The following is a 17,344-nucleotide window of genomic DNA, read 5'->3' on the forward strand; positions in this document are numbered from 1 at the left end:
TCGTAAAGAAAGTAAATGCCCGCCCCGGCACGAGGGGCATGCCCGCGCAAGCGGAATCCCACGCGGGGGTACCCGCAGGCAAACTGCGCTTTCACGCACATTACAAAGAACCCCACAGAAAAAGAAGCCTCGTCTGCCCACCTTACTAAAGAACAAGCAACTCCCCTCCTCGGCATAAGGGCTTCCCTGCGCCAGCAGACAGACTGCGTTTGCATGCACATCATGAAAACAAAAAATTATCATTGACTTTTGTTCCCCATTAGTCTATATTATATTTGGGGCACATAAGTAAGGAGGTGTTTTCGCTGCCACCAAAGAAAAAGATGGGACGGCCGACCGACAACCCGAAACGCCATGAAATCAAAGCCCGCATCGATGACGAGACCTATAGAATCCTCAACGATTATTGTGAAGAAAAAGGCACGTCAAAGGCGGAAGGAATTCGTGACGGTATCCGGAGGTTGGAGCCCGACATCACAAAAAAATGACAGGGACGGTGTCACCACAGCAAGCAGCACACCGTCCCCACAAAACCAACAGATGCCCGAAAGCACATGCGGCGTAAATATTATAGCATGCGCTCTCAGTCCTTTCAAGGCATCGTTGGAAACAAAGAAAGGATGAATTGTATGACCAGCATTTTAGAAGAATTCGCCTACGGCAACCTATCGCCACAGGTATGCACTTTCCGGCACAATTCCGAATACGGAGAAGTTCTGCGGATACTATCCCAAAATGAAGAGTGCCTTCTTGCAAGACTGAACGAAGAGGATAAAAACATATTTGAAAACTACGTGGGGGCCCAAGGGGAGCTGAACAGACTCACCGCAGTCGGCAACCTGATTTACGGCTACCGGCTGGGGCTTACCATGACAGCCGAAGCCTTTGTCGGCATAGACGATTTGATTTTCGGCGAATCAAACGGCTAAAAATAAAATCATTTTCAGCAAAGAACAGAAAAAACCGGCGGTCAAAGGAAACTCTTTGACCGCCGATCCTCATTGAAAAATCAGATTCAGCAAAAGCAGCAGCGTTACCCCCGGTACCCCGCCTGCGGCGGAAACGCCGAGGCTGAGCAGACTGACCGGGATACTGACCCCGGTAAAAAATCCAGTCAGGTTGACTGCGGCCAGCGCGCCGACCCCGATAATAATACCGCCCGCCGCGCGCTGCATCGGGCGCTTTGAGCCCAGCAGCGCATGCAGCGCCGCGAGAAGCAAAAAGATCCCTATCGCAACCAGAATCGTCGTCATGCTTGGCACCGGACCGCCTCCTTTTTCTTTGCATTCCTGCTCCCCGCCGGGCCAATGCCCCGCGAGAACAGCAAAACCGGGCGGCGGATTGCCGCCGGATTACACCAGGTTTGAAAAAGGAGAAGCTGAAATTCCCTGCCGCTTTGCTTCCTGCAACAGATGGCGGTACCGTGCCATAAGCTCGATTCGCTGATGGACGCAGGCGTCGATCAGATCTTCGTTGCACTCCATCTGAAACCATCTTTCATTGCAGGCCATCAGCCTTGAAACTTCCCTCAACTCTTGCAAAATTCCAGAATCCTGCTTTACCTCCTCCGCAGGCCTTACCGTCTGCTGGATCATCTTGAGTACAGTTTCCATATTAGCTCCGCCTTTCGGTTTATCATATGCTAATATGTTGGACTTTTATACCCAATTTATACCGTTTCTCTGGAATTTATTTCTTGTCCCGCGGGCAGAAAATCGATGCGCCCGGTTGGGATGTCTGCCGCAGCCACAAGAATTCTCATCGGAGTACCGATGGTGATGCGGCTGCCGGTGCGTTCATCCACCTGCGTGACGACGCCGTCAAACCGGTAATCGGCGTTCGGGAATGCGCCGATCGGCACAAAGCCCTCCACGCTGTTTTGAAGCTGAACGAAAACGCCGCGCTGTGTCACGCCGCTGACAACGCCGTCGAATTCTTCGCCAACATGCGATTTCATAAATTCCGCCTTGTAGCAATCCTCCGCGCTGCGCTCGGCCGTCATGGCGCGCACCTCGGACTTGGAGGATTCCGATGCAGCCGCTGCGGCGAACGACGCAAAGCGCAGCGCCAGCTCGATTTGCCCCAGGCTCTGCGACTGCGACAGTATGCGGTGGATCGCAAGGTCGGGATATCGCCGAATCGGCGAGGTAAAGTGGCAATAATCCGCGAGGGCCAGGCCGAAATGACCGACCGGCTCGGTGGAATACTTCGCCTTTTCCATCGTGCGCAGCACCTGATGCGAGATCACCTGCTCAGCCGGCGTTCCTCTCACCTGCCCCAGCAGCTCTGAAAAATCGGCCGGAGACGGCTTTTCGGAACGAAGACGCTGAGTGGAAAAGCCCAGGGCCGCCGCCAAACTGACGAGCGCCTTGATGCGTTCGGGGTCCGGATTTTCGTGAATGCGGTACACAAACGGCAGCTGTTCCTCTTTCGCGAGCTTGGCTGCCGCCTGATTCGCGGTGATCATCAGCTGCTCGATCATTTTCTCGGCTTCTCCCTGCACACGGGGCCGCACATCAATACATACGCCGTTTTCATCGAGCGTAAACATGGATTCTCCGCTTTCAAAATCCACAGCTCCTTTGTCACGGGAGCGCTGCTCAAGAATCTTTGCCAGCTCGCGGCCGGTTTTTAAAGATTCGAGCACAGGGGCATATTTCTCCAGCAAAGCCTCATCCGCTTCGCCGCTGAAAATGCGGTTGACCTCGGAATACACGCCGCGCACCTTGGAATGGATCACCGTTTTTTGAAAACGATAGCTGACAATTTCGCCCTTATCGTCCAGACGGATCAGAGCGGAAAAGGTGAGCTTATCCTCCCCTGCGTTCAGTGAACAGGCTCCGTTCGAAAGCTCCTTCGGCAGCATGGGGATGACCCTGTCCGCAAAATAGACCGAGGTACCGCGCAGAAACGCTTCTTCATCAACGGCGCTGTCCTCACGCACATAGTGCGATACATCCGCGATATGCACGCCCAGATCAAAGCCGCGCTCTGTGCGCCGCACGCTGATCGCGTCGTCCAAATCCTTCGCGTCGGCACCGTCGATCGTGCAGATCATTTCCTCGCGCAGATCAAGCCGTGTGCCGAGCTCCTCCTGCGTGATCGGCTCCTGTGCCGCGCGGGCCGCTTCGGCCATCACCGCTTCAGAAAATACCGTGGGAATGCCGTTCTGGTCGATGATCGCATCGGCACAGATTTTGGCGCTTTCGGCGGTGCCATAAATCTTTACCACACGGGCAGAAAGCTTTTCGCGGCGCGGCACCCGCACCAGCTCTGCCTGTACCTTGTCGCCCGGGCGGGCGCCCATCAGGTCGCTTTTGGGAATCGGCAGATTGTAGCGAATGGCGATATCCGGCACGATCTCAAAACCGCTGTACGATTTGCGCACGGTACCGGTGGTCACCCACTGCCGGCGCTTCGTGATCGAGGCAACCTCCGCCTTCTTTCCGCGGGGTGTTTCCGTAATATTTTTCAGCAGAACCGTGTCGCCCACAATCGCACCCTTCAGGCGGTCGCTCGAAACATACAGGTCGTCGCCGCCGTTTTCAGGGCGCACAAACGCAAACCCCTCCGACAGCGAATAAACCGTCGCAGTCACACGGGTCTGGCCGGCCTTGCCGAACACCTGGTGGCGTTTATTCACATACACGTCGCCGCGTACCTGCATCTGGTGCAGCGTATCATAAAAGACGGATTTGTCTTTGATTCCTGATTTTTTGAGCAGCTCTTTCGAAGAAATTGCGTGGCGCAGCTTGGAAAGCGCCTTTAAAATGGCTTCTGCCGGTGTTTTTTCTATCTTTTTAATCATTAATTCACCCTTTTCCTTTCGAAAAAAAGCTCCGCTTTTCAGCGGAGCTTTTCGGCTGCATTCTTATTTCCCGGTGAAAAACATAACGGCGTTAATGGCAATCACCATTACGAAAAAGCCTACCGCTATCACTTTTGTCCAACGCGACAGAAACGCGTCGATGGAACGTGCTTTGTTCTTAGACAAAAATGTATCTGCGCCGCCGGTAATTGCGCCTAAATTCTGCTGCTGGCCTTCCTGAAGAAGAATAATCACCACAATCGCGATGGAGAATAGCAGCAAAACTACTCCAAAGAAAATCTCAAGTCCACTCATAATGTACCTCCGAACGTACAATAAACACTTGTGATTATGATACCACAAAGCCTGTATTTTAGCAATCTTTTTTCAAAAAATTATTGGACAGCCCTCTTCCAAAAAAATCCGCACATATCCGGCAGCAAAACCGGACATAGTAAGATCAGCAATTGAAAGTTTCGCGTGCGTTTGCATTTTCAATTGCCGGAACCGCCGCCGGATTGCTATTGGCTTTCCGTGCGGCGGTTTGTTTTTGATGAAAAGAACAAGGCTATCTTTTTCAAGTAGTGGGGTGCACATAACAAAATCGAAAGAGGATTTCATCCCCCTTCGATTTTGATCAAAACAATGGAAAATACATCGTTTTCTTTTACTTGAAAAATTGGCGATGTACAAAAACAATTTTGCCGGCTCAATGGATTCAAGTGAGCGATAGCTGGCCGCGCATGGCATCGGCCTGGCTGGGCACTGCGCCGGGTGAGGGCACGTTCTTGCGGTAACGGTCCGGCGTTTCGAGCATCCCCTCTTCGTACGGCTCGGCGTTTTGCAGGTGGTGCTTTGCCGCGGTGAATGTCATGACGAAAACGCCCTGCGTGGTACGGGTGGCTTTATCGGGAATCGCACCTGTGTTGACCAGCAGCAAACGCCCATTGGTTCCCGTCAGCAGAAGATCGCGGTCCTCTTTGAGGTACATCACCGCCACAAGCGGGGATTTATCGCTGTATGCCCCAACCAGCTTGCGCCGGTTCGTCTTGGTGGCATAGGCCGAAAGCTCCACCTTGGCCGCCTTTCCGTTTTCAAACAGGAACAGCATGTAGCCCTGGTAATCTGTAGTAGGCACCATGTAAATGGCGTTCTCTCCCTCGTCCATGCCCGCCTTGGCGGGAATATACTCGCCCAGCACGCTGGCCTTGCCGTCGCTTAAGTCGGATGCCCGCATCTTATACACCTGACAGCGGTCGGTAAAGAACAACAGGTCGCAGGCGTTCGTCGCTTCTTCCGTCTGCGTGACAGCGTCGCCTTCTTTGAGCTTTTGTTCGCCGCTCATGCGCAGCGACTGCGGGGTGATCTTCTTGAAATACCCCTCGCGGGTAAAGAAGAGATGTACCGGGTAATCGTCGATTTCCTGCTCCGGCTCAGCCACCTCAAGATCAGACGCATATACCAGCTGCGTGCGGCGCGGCTGACCGTACTTTTTTTCCACCTCTTTCAGCTCGGCGATAATCACCGACTGAATCTTCGCGCGGCTTTCCATCAGCTCCTGCAAACGGGCAATCTCCTGCTCCAGCTCGCTGGTTTCCTGCGTGCGCTTTAAAATATATTCTCGGTTGAGATGGCGCAGCTTGATTTCTGCTACATATTCCGCCTGAATCTCGTCGATGCCGAAGCCGATCATCAGGTTCGGCACAACCTCGGCTTCCTCCTCGGTTTCGCGCACGATCTTGATGGCTTTATCAATATCGAGAAGAATCGCCTGCAGACCGCGCAGCAGGTGCAGCTTTTCTTTCTTTTTGCGCAGATCAAAATGCGTGCGGCGGCGCACACATTCCACACGGAACGCCACCCACTCGAGCAGCAGGTCGCGCACACCCAACACCTGAGGCACACCGGAAATCAGCACGTTGAAGTTACAGGAGAAGCTGTCTTCCAACGGCGTCATTTTGAACAGGCGTTGCATCAGCCTCTCGGGGTCAACGCCGCGCTTTAAATCGATGGTGATTTTCAGGCCGCCCAGGCCGGTTTCGTCACGGATGTCCGAAATCTCTTTCAGCTTGCCCTGACGCACCAGGTCGACCACCTTTTCCACAATCGCTTCGATCGTAGTGGTGGGCGGAATCTGCGTGACGTCGATGCAGTTGGCCGTTTTGTCATACGAATAGCGGCAGCGGATCTTCACGCCGCCCCGGCCGGTGCGGTAGATCTCCTCCATCGCGGCGCGGTCGTACACCGCCTGTCCTCCGCCGGGGAAATCCGGCGCCTGCAGGGTGGAGGCCACATCGAACTCCGGATCGCGGATGAGGGCGATCGTCGTCTGGCAGACCTCCGCCAGATTGAACGGGCAGATGTTGCTCGCCATGCCGACCGCGATGCCCGTGTTGGCGTTGACGAGAATCGACGGAAACGCCGCCGGCAGCAGAGTCGGCTCTTTCATGCTATTGTCATAGTTGTCGACAAAATCGACCGTATCCCGGTCAATATCGCGAAAAAGCTCCTGGCAGATATCGTCGAGCTTGGCCTCGGTATAACGGGAGGCCGCCCATGCCATATCGCGCGAATAAAATTTGCCGAAGTTTCCCTTGGAATCGACATAAGGGTGCAAAAGCGCCTCATATCCGCGGCTGAGGCGCACCATGGTTTCGTAAATCGCGGCGTCGCCGTGGGGATTCAGCTTCATCGTCTGCCCCACAATATTGGCGCTTTTTGTCCTTGAGCCAGTGAGCAGGCCCATTTTATACATTGTGTATAATATCTTGCGGTGCGACGGCTTAAAGCCGTCGATCTCCGGAATCGCACGCGACATGATGACGCTCATGGCATAGGGCATGTAGTTCTGCTCTAGCGTCGCGGTGATGGGCTGTGTTACCACCAGCCCCGCGCCTTCGATCACGCCCTTTCCTTTGGGGGGCGCGGTATTCGGTTCTTTTTTTCTGTGTGCCAATCGTGTTTCCCCCTCAGCTTACGTCAGCGGCGGCGATATATTCATGGCCGCTGCGGGCGATAAAATCCTTTCGCCCGGAAAGGTTGTCGCCCAGAAGCAGATCAAACATGTCCGCCGTTTTGGCCGCGTCCTCGGGCAGAACCTGAATCAGCCGCCGAGTGGCGGGGTTCATGGTGGTCAGATTCATCATATCGGGTTCGTTTTCGCCAAGACCTTTCGAGCGCTGGATGGTGTATCTGGTTCCCTCCAGACGCTGTAGGATTTTCGCCTTTTCCTGCTCGGTGTAGGCGAAATACGTCTGATCCTTTGCCGTAATTTCAAACAGCGGCGATTCCGCAATGAACACCTTGCCCTGCTCGATCAGCGTAGGGGTCAGGCGGTACAGCATCGTCAGCAGCAGCGTGCGGATCTGGAAGCCGTCCACATCGGCATCGGTGCACAGGATGACCTTGTTCCAGCGCAGCAGCGACAGATCAAACGACGACAAATCCTTGTTTGCCTTCGATTTCACTTCTACGCCGCAGCCGAGCACCTTAATCAGGTCGGTAATGATATCGCTTTTGAAAATGCGGTCATAGTCCGCTTTCAGGCAGTTCAGGATTTTGCCGCGGATGGGCATGATCGCCTGAAAATCCGGGTCGCGGGCCTGCTTGCACGCGCCCAAAGCCGAGTCGCCCTCTACGATGAAGATTTCTCGCTCCTCTGCCTTGCGGCTGCGGCAGTCCACGAATTTCGCAACGCGGTTCGTCACGTCCATATTGGTGGTGAGCTTCTTTTTCAGGTTCAGACGCGTTTTTTCCGCGTCCTCGCGGCTGCGCTTGTTGATAAGCACCTGCGCGGCCACTTTTTCAGCCTCTACGGGATTTTCGAGGAAGAACACCTCCAGGTGATGCCGCAAAAGCTCGGTCATGGCCTCCTGAATTCCCTTGTTCGTGATCGCCTTTTTCGTCTGGTTCTCGTAGGATGTGCGGTTTGAGAACGACGAAATGACAAGAATCAGGCAATCCTCCACGTCGGTGTAGGTGATCTTGCTCTCATTCTTGTTGTATTTCCCCGTCTGCTTTAAATATGCGTCGATCTGCGAAACGAACGCGCTGCGCACAGCCTTGTCCGGCGCGCCGCCATGCTCGAGCCAGCTGGAGTTATGATAATATTCCGTCACGTGCACTCGATTCGAAAACGCGAGCGCCGCATTGATTTTCGTTTTATATTCGGGCTTGTCCGCACGATCGCGCACACGGCGCTCCGCCTGCCAGCTCTGCACCGAGGTAAGGGCATCTTCCCCCGCGAGCTCCCGCACGTGGTCGAGGATTCCCTCCTGATAGCAGAACTCCGTCGTTTCAAAACCGGCTTCCGTCTCAAAGCGAAGCAGAAAACGGATACCCTCATTGACGATCGCCTGCCGGCGGATCATGTCAAGATAATACTCCTGCGGCACGGCAATATCCGTAAACACCTGCAGGTCGGGCCGCCAGCGGATTTTGGTGCCCGTATCCTTCTTGGTATAAGGCTCCTGCTGCAAACCGCCCACGTTTTCCCCGTGCTCAAAATGCAGCGTATAGCGCGTGCCGTCGCGGCGGATATCAACATCCATATATTCCGAGGCGTACTGGGTCGAGCAAAGGCCAAGGCCGTTCAGTCCCAGCGAATACTCGTAGCTTTCATCGGAATCGTTGTTGTATTTGCCGCCCGCGTACAGCTCGCAGAATACCAGCTCCCAGTTGAAGCGTTCTTCCGTCGGGTTATAGTCCACGGGAATGCCGCGCCCGTGATCCTCCACCTCTACCGAATGGTCACGGAAGCAGGTGATCGTGATTTCCCGTCCGAAGCCTTCTCTGGCCTCATCGATGGAGTTGGATAATATTTCAAAAATGGAATGCTCGCAGCCCTCGATGCCGTCCGAGCCGAAAATAACCGCCGGGCGTCGGCGCACACGGTCTGCGCCCTTGAGCGACGAGATACTGTCGTTTCCATATGCCGTCTTTTTTGCCATAGCTTCCCTCCTGCCACTCGCCCCATCACCGGGGCTTTGGCATTTCGAATTCTGCCCGGGCCATTCCCGGGGTGATACCATTCCTGTTTTGTTTGGTCAAACCACCAAACGCGCCGAACTCCTATCAGGTGCGAAACGTATTTCAATCCACGCCTCCCGCGCGGGGAGCAGCCTCCAGATCGATCGGCTCGTTCTGAATTTCCGAGTTATTTCAATCCACACTTGCCGTACGGAAAGCGACTCGAAATGACTCTGCACAACGATCGACTTGCCTTAGCAATTCCAATCCACGCTCTCCGTGCAGAGAGCGACATTGCCCGAGGGCTCAAGCCAAGCCTTCCAACAGTGATTTCAATCCACGCTCCCTGTTTCTGGGAGCACCCCTGCTCAGAACCAAGACGATAACGCTGATTTCAGCGCACGCTTCACACAGGAAACAAATTGCTTCCCGCTTTTGATGATAAGCAAACACGCCGCTGTTTTCTGTCGAAACAGGGCGTACCCCCGAAGAAACCGTATCGAAAACAGATTGCCGCCGAAAATCGCGCCAAGGCGGCAACCACCGCAGTACAAGCGCATCCCTAAGCCTTGCGGGCCGCCCCCCTGCTGGTATACAGCAACACAGTAAGAGTAAAACCGCGTGCCATTTTTCGATGGTCCGCCGAGACAAGGAAAGGGGGAAATGCAACATTTCCCCTTTTCCAAACTCATCATTCAGCTGTTTCGTCCGCCGATGGAAGCTCCACTTGCGGAAGCTCCGTATCCAGCTTCGGCAGAGGCGGTATCTGCCCTGCAGCTGCCGGCAAAGCGGCGCCGCTCATCAGTTTCTGAAAATCCTCACCGCTCATCTTTTCGTTCTGATACAGATACTTTGCAACCTCGTGCAGCTTATCCATATGATCGGAAAGAATCTTGGCCGCGCCGTCATACGCGTTTGTCAGGATATCTTTGATCTCTTGATCGATCGCGGCCGCTGTGCTTTCAGAATAGTTGCGCACATGGCCCATATCGCGGCCCAGGAACGGCTCGCTGTTGTCTGAACCATAGGTGACGGTGCCGAGCATTTCGCTCATACCGTACTTGGTTACCATCGCGCGGGCTGTCTTGGTGGCGCGCTCAATATCGTTCGAAGCGCCGGTGGAAATGTCGTCCAGCACCAGGGCCTCCGCCACACGACCACCCATAAGCACGATCAGATCCTCGAGCATTTCTTTCTTGCATTTATACGAACGGTCCTCCGCAGGCAGCTGCATCGTATAGCCGCCGGCCATACCTCGGGGAATGATCGAAATCTGGTGTACCGGATCCTGCGTGGGGCAGAAGTAGGTGACGACCGCATGGCCGCCCTCGTGGTAGGCGGTGAGGGTCTTTTCCTTTTCCGTCATCACACGGCTCTTTTTCTCGGTGCCGACCACAACCTTGATCGTGGCCTCTTCGATCTCTTCCATCGTGATCGCCCGCAGGTTCTTGCGGGCTGAAAGCAGCGCCGCTTCATTGAGCAGGTTCTCGAGATCCGCGCCGGTAAAGCCGGCGGTGGATTTCGCAATGGTCTTCAGGCTCACGTCCGGCGCAATCGGCTTGCCGCGGGCGTGTACCTTCAGAATCTCTTCGCGGCCCTTGATGTCCGGGTAGCCGACCATGACCTGGCGGTCAAAACGGCCGGGACGCATCAGCGCCGGATCGAGGATGTCGGGGCGGTTCGTCGCGGCGATCATGATGACGCCTTCGTTCGCGCCGAAACCGTCCATCTCAACCAGCAGCTGGTTCAAAGTTTGTTCGCGCTCGTCGTGGCCGCCGCCAAGACCGGCGCCGCGCTGACGGCCCACCGCATCGATTTCATCGATGAAGATGATGCAGGGGGAATTTTTCTTCGCCTGGTCGAACAGGTCGCGCACGCGCGACGCGCCGACGCCGACAAACATTTCCACAAAATCGGAACCGGAGATGGAGAAGAACGGAACCCCCGCTTCACCCGCAACCGCGCGGGCCAAAAGCGTTTTACCGGTACCGGGAGGGCCGACGAGCAGTACGCCCTTCGGAATGCGCGCCCCCAGCTCGTTATACTTTTTCGGATTTTTGAGGAACTCGACAATCTCGCGCAGTTCTTCCTTTTCCTCATCGGCTCCCGCCACGTCGGCAAAGGTGGTTTTGCGCTTTTCGTCGGCCATCTGCTTAACCTTCGCCTTGCCGAAGTTCATCTGCTTGCCCGCGTCGCCCATGCTGGTGTTCAGGCGCTTCATCATGAACCACCAGAAAACGAGCATGCCTGCCAGGAGCAGAATCGTCGGGATCAGACTCGCGAGCCAAGAGGTCTCTGCCGGACGTTTGAGATCGTACTCCATGTTCTTGTCCGGATGATCCTCGTTGTACTGTTCAATATAGGGGTGGATCTCGTCGTACATAATCGCCACATTCGGCGCGGTATACGTTACGTTCGTACCGTCCTTGAGGGAAATCTGCATTTCACCGCTGCCAAGATCCATGGTATAATCGATGACCTGCTGTGATTTAAAGTAGCCGACTATTTCGGAATATTTATGAGCCTTCTGCGGCTTCACGTTGCCATAGATGCTGGCCATGATAATAATAATCAGGATCGGGGCGCCTAAATAAATGAGCAGATTCCGCAGATTTTTTTTATTATCCAAAATGAGTTCACTCCTCTCCTTTAATTGCGATGACCGGAAAACTTACCCGCCATACACGTGGGGCTTCAGGATGCCCACATACGGGAGATTCCGGTAGGTTTCATTATAATCAAGGCCGTAGCCGACAATAAATTCATCCGGAACACGCGTGCCGACATAGTCCGCCGTAATCTGTGCGGTGCGGCGCTCGGGCTTGTCAAACAGAGTGCAAATTTTAATGCTCTTCGGGCCGCGCGGCTGCAGAAGCTCCAGTATGTAGCTGAGCGTCACGCCGCTGTCGAGAATATCCTCCACTACCAGCAGGTCGTAACCCGCGAGCGGCAGGTCCAGGTCTTTTGTGATCTTTACCACGCCGGAGGATCTTGTCCCGGCGCCGTAGCTCGAAACTGACATAAAGTCGATGCGGCAGGGGATGTCGATGGCGCGGGTCAAATCCGCCATAAAGATAAAGGAACCCTTCAGCACGCTGACCATCAGCAAATTTTTCCCCTTGTAATCCTCGCTGATGCGCTTGCCCAGATTGCGGACGATTTCCGCCAGGTGTTCCTCGCTAAATAGAACCTCTTTGATATCGTTGGTCATGAACTGCACTCCTTAACGCTAATGTATGCGATTTGCCCGGTATCCGGGCGGATGCGGGCCTGCTCGGCCACGCCGATGGATTCGATCCACAAAATCTGTCCGCTGTTTTCCAGCAGCAAAAGCCCGCCTCGGCCCGAAACAGGGATTTTCTCCTCGTTCATCAGCTTTTTCAGACTTTTGGTAACGCCCCGGCCCGCCGGTGAAAAGGAATCACCCGGCCGTCGGCCTCTTATAATGGAATTATTCTTTATTGTATCATAATCCAGCGCGTTATGAAATAACAAATTGCGAATTTTTGCGGGTAACTTTTCATATTCCGCGCGGGTCAGTGTTCTTATTATGACCTCTCTGCCCTCCGGTGTCAAGGTTTTCGGCACCCGTAATGGCACACTCCAGTCATTTTTGCGTTTTGGAGGCAAAACGACCCGCAAAACACCGCTTTCCGCTGCCAAAAATCGCCCCCCGCCGGCGTCGATTTTACCGGAGCCTGCCCCCAGCAGCCGCATGGCCGCCTCGGTGCGTTCGCGGGTGAGAGCGGGCAGGCCGGCTTCCTCTGCGATCTGCCGCAGCGCACGCGACAAAATGGGGCGCGGCAAACCCGAAAGCGGGGCAATCCGCCAGCCGTCCGGCGTGCGGGCTTCCCGCGCCGCCTGCGCGGCCAAAGAAAAAAGGCAATCTTCATCCTCCACGAGCAGATGCGTCATGCGCCCCACCGCCTGCTCAAAGGAGGGGTTCAGCTCTTTGAGCGCGGGGACGACGTCGAGCCGCACACGGTTGCGCGCGTATTCCCGGCTGAAATTGCTCGCATCGGTCACAAAGGGCAGCTCATAGTGAGCGCAGTATTCCTCTACCTGCTCCCGCGTCATGCCGAGCAGCGGCCGGATCACGCGCCCGCGCACCGGCGGGATGCCGCACAGGCCCTTCGTGCCGGAGCCCCGCACCAGGTGCAGCAGCACCGTTTCCGCCTGATCGGAGAGCGTGTGCGCCGTCGCGATTTTATCGCCCGGCCCGCACAGCGACTCAAAAAAGCCGTACCGGATGCGCCGCCCGGCCGCTTCGACCCCTTCGCGGCGTTCGGCGGCCGCCCTGGCCGCGTCTGCGCGCAGCACCCGCAGGGGAATCTGCCGCTCGGCGCAGAACCGGCGCACACATTCCTCGTCCGCGTCGGACGCTTTGCCCCGCAGGCCGTGGTTCACATGGGCCGCGAGCAGCGGAATCCCTGCCCGCCATAAAAAATGAACCAGCGCCATGGAATCCGCGCCGCCGGAAAATCCGGCCACCACGCGCTCCGCGCCGGTCAGCATCGAATAGCGCCTGACCGTTTGCCAGATCAGTTCCTCTGCCGGTGCGCTATTCTCTCTATTCACTGCGGACAACCTCCTGAGAAGTAAATCTCATAAACTCACCCTGCCAGTGCAGGGGAACGGTCTTGAGCTCGCCGTGACGGTTTTTCGCGACGATGCACTCGCCGCTGTTGCGGTCCGCGTCCTCGTCCGGCGCGCCGGGGCCCTGATAGTAATCCTCGCGGTACAAAAACAGAACGACGTCGGCGTCCTGCTCAATTGAACCGGAGTCGCGCAGGTCACTGAGCACCGGGCGGTGCTCGGTGCGCTTTTCACTGGCACGCGCCAGCTGCGACAGCGTTAAAACCGGCACATTCAGCTCTTTTGCCATGATTTTCAGATTTCGCGTGATTTCCGAAATCTCCTGCACGCGGTTGTCGATGCGGCGGGAGCTGGACATGAGCTGCAAATAGTCGATTACGATCAGGTCCACGTCCTTCAGGCGGCGCACCTTGGCCTTCATTTCCGGCACGGTGATGCCGGAGCTGTCGTCAAAATACAGCTGCGCGCGGGAGAGAATGTCCCCCGCTTCGATCAGGCGCATCCATTCGCCCTCGCTGAGCTGGCCGGTGCGCAGCTTGGTGCCGCCGACAAGCGCTTCTGTGGAAAGCAGACGCGACGCAAGCTGCTCCTTGCTCATTTCGAGCGAGAAGAACGCAACGCGTTTATTGGCCACCACCGCCGCATGGCGCGCGATGTTCAGCGCGAAGCTCGTTTTGCCCATACCGGGGCGGGCTGCCAGAATCAGCAGGTCGGAGCGATTGAGGCCCGTGATCGTATCGTCCAGCGCCTTGATGCCGGTCGGGATGCCCTGATACAGATCCCTTTCCGGGCCGTTGAGCAAATCGAGCCGGTCGAACGTTTCGAGAATGATCTCGTTGACCCGCTGGAGTCCCTGCATATTTTTACCGCGACGAATGTCAAATATGCGCTGCTCCGCCGAATCCAGCAGGGTGGATGCGTCCGCGCCGTTTTCGCGCGCGTCGTCCAGAATCCCGCGCGCCGTCTGAATCAGCGAGCGCACATCGTATTTGTCGCGCACGATCTTCGCGTAGGTTTCCACGTTAGAAATCGAGGGCACGATCTGTGCCAGCTGCATCAGGTACGTTTTGCCTGCGGATTCGTCAAAGCGCGGCGTTTCCTTGAGTCGCTCCAGAACCGTCACAAAGTCGACGGGCTGGCCGAGCGTGAACATTTCGAGCATCGCGCCATAAATCAGCACGTGATTGACCTGATGAAAATAATCGGGACGCGGAAGAATTTCCGCGACCCGGTCCAGACAGGTGGAATCCAGCAGAACCGCGCCCAAAACGGACTGCTCCGCCTCGGGGCTGAACGGTAGGTCCATCCCGTCGTATCCAATTGTCAGATTTTCGTGATCCATCCCGAATCCTCCCGACAGGCTGTGGGCAAACGCAATTTATTCGGCCTTTTCGCCCACAACGGCGTATACCTTGGCGGTAACGCTCTGGTGCAGCCGCACCTCGCACTCGTAGGTGCCGAACGCCTTGATGTCGCCAGGCAGCTCGATCTTGCGCTTGTCCACATCCACGCCGAACTGCTTTTTAATCGCTTCGGCGATTTCTTTTGCGGTAACGGAGCCGAACAGCTTGCCGCCCTGGCCCGCCGTTGCGGTGAGCTTCACACTCTTGCCCTCGATGATCTGCGCGGTTTTCCGCGCGGTTTCCAGCTCGGCTTTCCGGCGGAATTCCTTGGCCTCTTCGGCGTTCTTCAGCTCATTCATCGCCTGTGCGTTCGCCTCTTTGGCCAGCTTTCTGGGCAAAAGGAAGTTTCTGGCGTAGCCGTCGGAAACATCCACAAGCTCGCCCTTTTTTCCGCTTCCCTTTACGTCCTGCAGCAAAATTACTTTCATGAAACATTCCTCCGTTTGATCAATAGTAATGCAACCTTCAAAAGCACCGTTGAATTCTTCCCCCACATACAGCGGAGAAAGACTTGCTGATTTTCTCTTATTTGGCACCGCCCTGCGCGGGCAGACTGGGCTTGCTCGCCTTTGCAAGGTTGTTGTTGATGACCGAAATCAGGGTGTCGCGAGCCTGCTGAAGCGTGGTGTTTTTCAGCTGCACGGCCGCCATCGTCAGGTGGCCGCCGCCGCCCATCACCTCCATAATCACCTGCACGTTCACATCGCCCAGGGAGCGGGCGGAAATCTGCACCCCGCCGGGTGTGGGGTAGATGACGAACGACGCGTTGACCCCCTGAATCGAGAGCAGCTCGTCGGCAGCCTGCGCCGCGGCGACCCGGATATCCGGCGTCTCCTCGTCCGCGCTGACAATCGCGCAGTTGTTGTAAATCTCGGCGGAGGAAACCATCTGGTATTTCGCCTTGTACGTGTCGATGGTGTTGGAGAACAGGCGCTTGACCTCTACGGTATCGGCCCCCCTGCGCCGCAGGTAAGCCGCGGCCTCAAAGGTGCGCACACCGGTTTTCAGCACAAAATTCTTGGTGTCGAGCATTATCCCGGCCAGAAGAGCCTCCGCCTCCACGCGGGAAAGAGCCTTTTCGCTGATATACTGCACCAGCTCGGTCACCAGCTCCGCCGCGGAGCTGGCGTACGGCTCGTGATAAAATACAATCGCGTTGCTGATGTGCTTTACCATCATGCGGTGATGGTCGATGACGACGACCTTCGGCGCCTGCCGCAGCAGCTCCTCGCTCTCCACAAAATCCTGCGAATGGGTGTCCACTACAATCAGCAGGCTCTTCTGCGTGACAAGATCGAGCGCCTCGTCGGGCGTGATGAATATTTTTTCGTCCGGCAGGGACTGCTCCATGCTTTCTATAATGGGAACCGCCATGCTCTGCGCGCGGTTGACGACGATATACGCCTCTTTGCCAAGGCCCTTGTGCACCGCGCTCCACATGCCCACCGCCGCGCCGATCGCGTCGAGGTCGGAATACTTGTGACCCATGATGAACACTATGTCGCATACCTTGACATGGTCGCTCAAGGTCGCCGCAATCACGCGGGTGCGCACCTTGTCGCGCTTTTCCACGCCCTTCGACAGACCGCCGAAAAACTCGTAGGTGCCGTCCTCCTGCTTGACGGCAACCTGATCGCCGCCGCGCCCGAGCGCCATATCCAGCGCCTGGCGTGCCCACAGCTCGCCCTCCGCAAAGGTGGGGGCGCCGCGCCCCACGCCGATGGAGATGGTGGCGCTGCGGTTGTCCGCGCTCTTTACGGTGCGCACCGCGTCGATCACCTCAAAGCGCTTTTTCACATCCTCGCGGATGTGCGCCTCGTCCGTCATAATCAGGTACCGCCCGCCGCCCAGGCGCTCCAGAAAGCTGCCGGTACCCTTCGTCCAGTTCCGCAGCACCTCTTCCACCGCGGCGGAAATGCGGGCGTCTTCGCTGCTGGCGCTGTCGCGGATCAGCTCCTCGCGGTTGTCGAACAGCACGAGGGCCACCACCGGGCGCTGGTCGCTGTAGCGGCGGCTGATCTCTTTGTAATATGTATTGTCCACAAAGTACAGCACATAGCCGTTCCTTGTAGACATGGAATATACCGTATACTGCCGCTGGCCCACCTGGGTATCGATTCCGTCGCCGCCCACTGCCTGCTCCAGAGTATGGGGGGTCAAAAACCGCGCGACATTCTCGCCCCGGCAGTCAAACCCGGGGCTTACCTCACTGGAAAAACGGCTGTTATACCAGATGACATCACCCATTTTTCCCACCAGCACAGCCGGTATGGAAAACTCGTGCAGGGCGCGGTAGTCCGACGCGGAAAGAATTTTTTCCGCACTCTTGACCGCCGTACCTACATACAGCTTAAAATGATGGTTTGCCATGGCCACTGCGGCAAAGGCCAGCACAGCCAGAACCACTTCCGCATAGAAGATTCTGGCATCCCAGAATCTGCTGAGCAGCGCCATGAGCAGCATCACCGCCGCGATGCCATAAAACACGGGTGAGGTAGCCCATATTTTCCGCTTCAAATAAATTTCTCCTTTATCGCAGTTTCACTTTTGAAAAACCGCTGCATTCTCC

At 56.1% G+C, this 17,344-nt stretch carries 13 protein-coding genes; 1 reads left to right on the top strand and 12 read right to left on the bottom strand.

All coding sequences use genetic code 11. From position 1 onward, the window contains the following. Positions 1-629 precede the first annotated feature (629 nt). Positions 630-929, top strand: coding sequence for a DUF6809 family protein (locus TY09_RS04675; RefSeq protein WP_009065554.1), 300 nt, complete (start codon positions 630-632; stop codon positions 927-929). A 69-nt stretch (positions 930-998) separates the two neighbouring features. Here the strand turns inward: TY09_RS04675 and TY09_RS04680 are convergent, their stop codons facing one another. The 12 genes from TY09_RS04680 to TY09_RS04740 form a co-directional block, all read right to left on the bottom strand. After that, positions 999-1,253, bottom strand: a complete 255-nt coding sequence (locus tag TY09_RS04680) for a pro-sigmaK processing inhibitor BofA family protein (protein ID WP_035317188.1) — start codon at positions 1,251-1,253, stop codon at positions 999-1,001. Positions 1,254-1,352: 99 nt separating this feature from the next. Beyond that, complete coding sequence (locus TY09_RS04685; protein WP_009065585.1) at positions 1,353-1,613, bottom strand: hypothetical protein; 261 nt, start codon at positions 1,611-1,613, stop codon at positions 1,353-1,355. Between the two features lie 56 nt (positions 1,614-1,669). After that, positions 1,670-3,808: a ribonuclease R gene (rnr, locus tag TY09_RS04690; RefSeq protein WP_042431600.1), complete on the bottom strand. Its 2,139-nt coding sequence runs from the start codon at positions 3,806-3,808 to the stop codon at positions 1,670-1,672. A gap of 63 nt (positions 3,809-3,871) precedes the next feature. Further along, entirely contained in the window at positions 3,872-4,123 is a 252-nt protein-coding gene (secG, locus tag TY09_RS04695; RefSeq protein WP_009065576.1) for a preprotein translocase subunit SecG, read from the bottom strand. A gap of 403 nt (positions 4,124-4,526) precedes the next feature. Next, on the bottom strand, positions 4,527-6,764 hold the full coding sequence (locus TY09_RS04705) for a DNA gyrase/topoisomerase IV subunit A (protein WP_042431604.1): 2,238 nt from the start codon (positions 6,762-6,764) through the stop codon (positions 4,527-4,529). Between the two features lie 13 nt (positions 6,765-6,777). Then, a complete protein-coding gene (locus TY09_RS04710; RefSeq protein ID WP_009065673.1) occupies positions 6,778-8,757 on the bottom strand; it encodes a DNA gyrase/topoisomerase IV subunit B in 1,980 nt (659 codons plus the stop codon). Positions 8,758-9,467: 710 nt separating this feature from the next. Further along, positions 9,468-11,405 carry an ATP-dependent zinc metalloprotease FtsH gene (ftsH, locus tag TY09_RS04715; protein WP_042431606.1) on the bottom strand — a complete coding sequence of 646 codons (1,938 nt, stop codon included), beginning with the start codon at positions 11,403-11,405 and terminating at the stop codon, positions 9,468-9,470. 42 nt (positions 11,406-11,447) lie between these two features. Next, positions 11,448-11,987 (bottom strand): hypoxanthine phosphoribosyltransferase, encoded by a 540-nt coding sequence (gene hpt / locus TY09_RS04720; RefSeq protein WP_009065644.1) that lies wholly within the window; start codon positions 11,985-11,987, stop codon positions 11,448-11,450. Beyond that, a complete protein-coding gene (gene tilS / locus TY09_RS04725; protein WP_242841437.1) occupies positions 11,984-13,354 on the bottom strand; it encodes a tRNA lysidine(34) synthetase TilS in 1,371 nt (456 codons plus the stop codon). The genes hpt and tilS overlap by 4 nt, the downstream gene beginning before the upstream one ends. Beyond that, entirely contained in the window at positions 13,347-14,714 is a 1,368-nt protein-coding gene (gene dnaB, locus TY09_RS04730; RefSeq protein WP_020073823.1) for a replicative DNA helicase, read from the bottom strand. The genes tilS and dnaB overlap by 8 nt, the downstream gene beginning before the upstream one ends. Before the next feature lie 36 nt (positions 14,715-14,750). Continuing rightward, positions 14,751-15,203 (bottom strand): 50S ribosomal protein L9, encoded by a 453-nt coding sequence (gene rplI / locus TY09_RS04735; RefSeq protein WP_042431608.1) that lies wholly within the window; start codon positions 15,201-15,203, stop codon positions 14,751-14,753. Positions 15,204-15,300: 97 nt separating this feature from the next. Beyond that, complete coding sequence (locus TY09_RS04740) at positions 15,301-17,292, bottom strand: DHH family phosphoesterase (RefSeq protein WP_020073825.1); 1,992 nt, start codon at positions 17,290-17,292, stop codon at positions 15,301-15,303. Positions 17,293-17,344 lie beyond the last annotated feature (52 nt).

Origin of the sequence: Faecalispora jeddahensis, assembly GCF_000577335.1 — a bacterium.
GTDB classification, from domain to species: Bacteria; Bacillota; Clostridia; order Oscillospirales; family Acutalibacteraceae; genus Faecalispora; species Faecalispora jeddahensis.